Origin of the sequence: Lentzea sp. (assembly GCF_036380075.1) — a bacterium.
Lineage (GTDB): Bacteria > Actinomycetota > Actinomycetes > Mycobacteriales > Pseudonocardiaceae > Lentzea.
In genome coordinates this window covers 1-4,384 of sequence record NZ_DASVFL010000316.1, presented here as the reverse complement: position 1 = coordinate 4,384, position 4,384 = coordinate 1, and the positions used below count along the sequence as shown (strand labels likewise).

General features: G+C 67.2%; 3 protein-coding genes and 1 pseudogene. 2 read left to right on the top strand and 2 right to left on the bottom strand.

Features of this window, described 5'->3' with window-relative positions:
* Positions 1–394, top strand: a pseudogene (locus tag VF330_RS33145) (hypothetical protein); the annotation flags it as partial.
* A 118-nt stretch (positions 395–512) separates the two neighbouring features.
* Here the strand turns inward: VF330_RS33145 and VF330_RS33140 are convergent.
* Positions 513–2,408 carry an LCP family protein gene (locus VF330_RS33140; protein ID WP_330855655.1) on the bottom strand — a complete coding sequence of 632 codons (1,896 nt, stop codon included), beginning with the start codon at positions 2,406–2,408 and terminating at the stop codon, positions 513–515.
* Positions 2,409–2,720: 312 nt separating this feature from the next.
* Between VF330_RS33140 and VF330_RS33135 the strand changes: the two genes are divergently transcribed.
* Entirely contained in the window at positions 2,721–2,891 is a 171-nt protein-coding gene (locus tag VF330_RS33135) for a hypothetical protein (protein WP_330855654.1), read from the top strand.
* Positions 2,892–3,541: 650 nt separating this feature from the next.
* On the opposite strand, the gene VF330_RS33130 is transcribed toward VF330_RS33135, so the two are convergent.
* Positions 3,542–4,384: alpha/beta hydrolase (locus VF330_RS33130; RefSeq protein ID WP_330855653.1), on the bottom strand; the 843-nt coding region annotated here is incomplete at its 5' end.

Sequence of the window (4,384 nt, the reverse complement as noted above, 5' to 3'; positions counted from 1 at the left end):
GAACAGGACTTGGACGCGGGTAGGTGCGGGCGGCAGCGAGTTCGCGGTGGGTGAGAAGGCGCTCTTCGGTCTCTCGATGGACCGCGGCGCGGTCTTCGAGTGGACCGTCTCCACCGGGTGGGTTCGCATCGGTGCGGGTGCGGGGAACATCTATGCCGGCGGTTACGGGCTGGTCGCCACCGGTGTGCTGGGGACCGATGCCTGGCTCTACCTCGACGGCACGGGATGGCAGCCCATCGGCGACAGCGGGCAGACTTTCGCCCTGACGACGGACGCCCTGTTCAGGCTGGACTGGAGCGGAGAAGTCGAGAAGTACGACTACTCCTCCGAGCTGTGGTCTCCGATCACCGAGCCCGGTTGGATCAGCGTGGAACTCGTTCCTTGCCCGCTGTGAGTCCCGCCCGGATGTGCGGAGATCGTCGTTCCCGCTGACGATGCCGTGGGGAAGCCGCTGGACGCGTCGCAGTCAGCACGGTGCGTCCAGCGGCATCGGTGCCACCACGGCAGGTGGATCACTTTGCCGCACACGGGTTCTGTGCGGCGTTCACGACGGACAGGTCGAGTCCCGGCTGCGCCTGGGTTTCTCGCTGCGGGGTGCCCTGCTGGTCGCCCGCGGAAGGTGCTTGGACCTTGTCGTCGAAGTTCTTCCCGATCACCAGCTGGATCGCACCACCCAGCTCGGGTGCCTGCACCAGTTCCGCGCTGGGCACCGCGGCTTTCACCGTGGCCGCCTTCGTCTCGCTGCCCCTGGCGAACTTGATGATCGTCTTCGGTGCCGGTTCCGGCGCGTTGTCCTGCTTGACGACTGTGAACCCCTGCTGCTTCAACGCGTTCGACGTCCTGGCGGCAGCGCCGCTGTTCGACGGATCGCCGTTGAGCACCTGCACCTGAACTTCTCCGGGGGTGACCTGGGTGTCCGGCTGCTGGACAGGAGTGCTCGCCTCCCCGGGCTTGGTATCGGTCTTCTCCTGCGGCAGCGGGGTTCCGTCGATGATGGTCTGGAACAACGCTTTGACGTCGTCGTCCTTCAGTCGCTCGATGTTGTCGTTGGGGTCGTTGATCAGCTTGTTGTCGTCGGTCCAGTGCGGCATCGTCACGAACGACACGCGGCCGGCGTCGAGGCCCTGCAACGAGGTCGCGAGCTCCAGCAGTGAGGCGACGTCGATGTTGTCGCCGGCCGTGGACTTCGTGAGCGCGTTGACGAAGTTGTTGAGCTTGGCCGGGCTGAGCAGCACCTCGTTGGACAGAACACCGCGCAGCATCGACGACAGGAACTGCTGCTGTCTCTTGATGCGTTCGAAGTCCGTGCCGCTGTCACCGGCCACAGTCCGTGCGCGGACGTACTGCAGTGCCTGGTTGCCCTGGAGCAGGTGCTTGCCGGGCTTGTCGATGACGACGCCGAGTTTCTCGTCGACGATCTTGGTGGGGGTGCAGATCTCCACGCCGCCGATCGCCGTGGACATCTCGCGGAAGCCGACGAAGTCGATGCTGACGAAGTGGTTGATCTTGAGGCCGGTCAGCTGGGTCATCATGTTGGCGACGCACTCGGGTCCGCCGGTGGCGTACACGGAGTTCGCCATCACGCCGTTCTCCGGCGCCAGCGGGCCCGCGTACCGCGCGGTGTCGGAGTCCCAGCTGCGGCACGCGGGACGGTCGACGCGCACGTCGCGCGGCAACGACACGACGACCATGCGTTTGCGGTCCTTGGGGATGTGGGCGAGCATGATCACGTCGGATCGCGCACCACCTTCCTCCTCCTGGGTGCCGACGTTGTCGCCCGGCTTCGCACCGGCCCTGGTGTCCGAGCCGACCAGCAGGAAGTTCTCGTCACCGAGCTGCTTCTCGGCCTGCACGACCGCCTGCGCGTTGCCGCCGAGCGCGTCGACCTTCTGGATCTTGGAGTCGGCCCACCGCATCGCACCCCAGCCGACGCCCGTCCCCGCGAACACCACGGCCGAGGCCGCGATCGCTCCGATCCTGGCGACGCGCATGAGCGCGCGCTGCCGCGGCCGGTGACCGGAGGGGCGTCGCCCACCGGGTTTCTCGTCGAGTGCGACCGGCTCGGTGACCTGCGTCGCTTCGTCACCGAGTTCTTCATCGTCGGCGTCCTTGGCCCACGGCATGAGCTTGGCCCGGCGCTCGTCGCGTAGGCGTTCCTGCTCGAGCAGTTCGTCGTGCACCGCGGAGAACCGGGCGAGGGTGTGGTCCACCTCGCGCCGCTTCTTCACGTCGTCGCCGATGGCCTCCATCTCGGTGGTGAGGCTCAGCGGGTCCATCTCTCCGCGCTTCTCGACCTTGCGCATAGCCGCCGCCGGAGCAATCGGGACGGCCTTGAGCTCGAGCGCGTCGGCCATGTGCTCGGCGCGGCTGGTCGTGGGACCACCCTGCCGCGGGCCGACTGCCTCCACCTGCGCCGGCACCGGCCGGGCAACGCCGATGGCGGCCGGACCGGAAACCGGATGGCCTTGGGCGTGCGGTGGACGCCGGTGAGATCCGTCCCGCTCCGGGAGTCGGGCAGGGCTCTGCCAGGCACCCGCTCGCTGGGGACCGTTCGGCACTGCGGTGACATCGGTCCTACGCCGCCCGCTGATCTGGTCGTCGGTGGGGGACTGGGGCTCCCGCTGGTGGCGCACCTGGTCGCCGGTCAAGGCGCGCCTGCCCGGCGTCGACAGTTCGGGCGACCCCGGCAGGCCGTGCCGGGGAACGTTCACTCTGCCGCGTTGCTCGGCGGAATCATTGCGGGAAGTGGCGTCGCCACGTCGGTGATCGCCAGTCATCGGTTCTTCCTTTCGGAGCAGAAGCTGGAAAAGCGCTGTCATCGTGAAGATGACGACGGCCGGGAAATGGCGGTTGCATCACCGCGCTCGTCAGTTGTGCCCGACGTGGCGTGAACCCGGCCGATAAGCAGGTTGCTTTTCAAGATGCGGCGTGACGAGTGGGAACGGCTGCCGTGGCGGCAGGCACGGCAGCCGCCGGCTCTGCGCTGAGATGCGAGCGTGTCAACGCGAGATCCCCTTCGGGTCACTGTGGTGAGGAACTGACCTCGCCCATGGAGACACCGCGTGGGGGTCGATCTGCTGCAAGCAGTTCGACGGTTCTGCGAACGGACTGTTCAGCGCTGCGGAAGCGAGGCCGCGAGAGTGATGTGCGCCATGGTCGCGCGGCTACCTCGTGGGGACGAGTCGGTGTCGACACAGCCGACGACCTGGTCGCGGAGGCGTTCGTCGTCGCGTTGCGACGGCGAGCCGCGTACGACCCGGCTCGGGCACCGGTGCGCGGCCGGCGCTACGGCACGCCGGTCCGAAAGTCGGGCAGAGCCTGCTGCGGGAGTGGACCGATGACGATGTTCATCGCGATGGCGTCGCCGCACAGCGGTCGGCTCACATGGTTTTTTTGTAGTTGCGCGGTGCCTTGATAGTGGTTCTGCCGCACGGGTGGATTACTGCGTCATTCATCCGTGCGGCACAACCCAATGCAACCCAAACAGCAAGCTTTGCTGCAATGTGAGTCGAGAAGCTGTTTTGCTCCAGCGTTGTGCGCTTCAGCGCATGGTGGGCGCGTTCGAGCGCGTGGTGTCGGTTGGCTCGCCGGTGGGCCATTCCGCCGGGCAGTGTGTGCCGGGGTCCGGAGTATGGACGGTGAGCAGGTAGGTGTCGATCGCTGCACGGGCGCAGGTGCTCAGCAGGTAGTTGCCGTGTCCGGTGCCGTCGTAGGTGAGCAGGGTGGCGGTGGGCAGTTGGCTGGCGACGTTCTGCGCCCACTCGTAGGGCGTGGCCACGTCGTGCAGGCTGTTGGTCATCAGGATCGGCGGGGCGTGCGGTACGCGCAGTGGACGTTGCGGGTTGTTCACCGCACCGGTCCAGCCGAGGCAGGCGAGGACGTCTTCGTAGAACGGGGTCAACCGGGTGTGTGGCGCGACGGCTTCGGCTTGTGCCCGGTACGCGCTCAGCGCCGCGTAGCTGTCGGCCTCGCTCCACTGCCAGTCACCGCACCAGATCGGCTGCGTGGTTTTCGACAGCTCCTTCGACTCCGTCGATCGGGTCGACAGGGTCGCTGGAGCACCCTCCGCGGCCGACTTGAGAAACTCTGCCAGCCTGAACCACCTCGCCGGGTCGTACATCGCCCATGAGATCTCCCATCGGAGTTGTTTGGGCGTCAGCCAGCCCAACTGGCCCGCGGCGGCCTTGGCGTAGAGGTCGTCCCAGAAGGCCGGCACGTCCCGGTCGTGCAGGACGCAGGACGGGGTGCGCTGACACCAGGCCGCGAAATCGGTGAAGGACCGCTCGAGGGCCAGGTTCTCCGGCACGAGGCTGTCCGCGACTCCCGCGGTGTGGTCCAGGTTGGAGTCGAGGACCAGGGCACGCAGGTGCAGACCGAAGAGCTC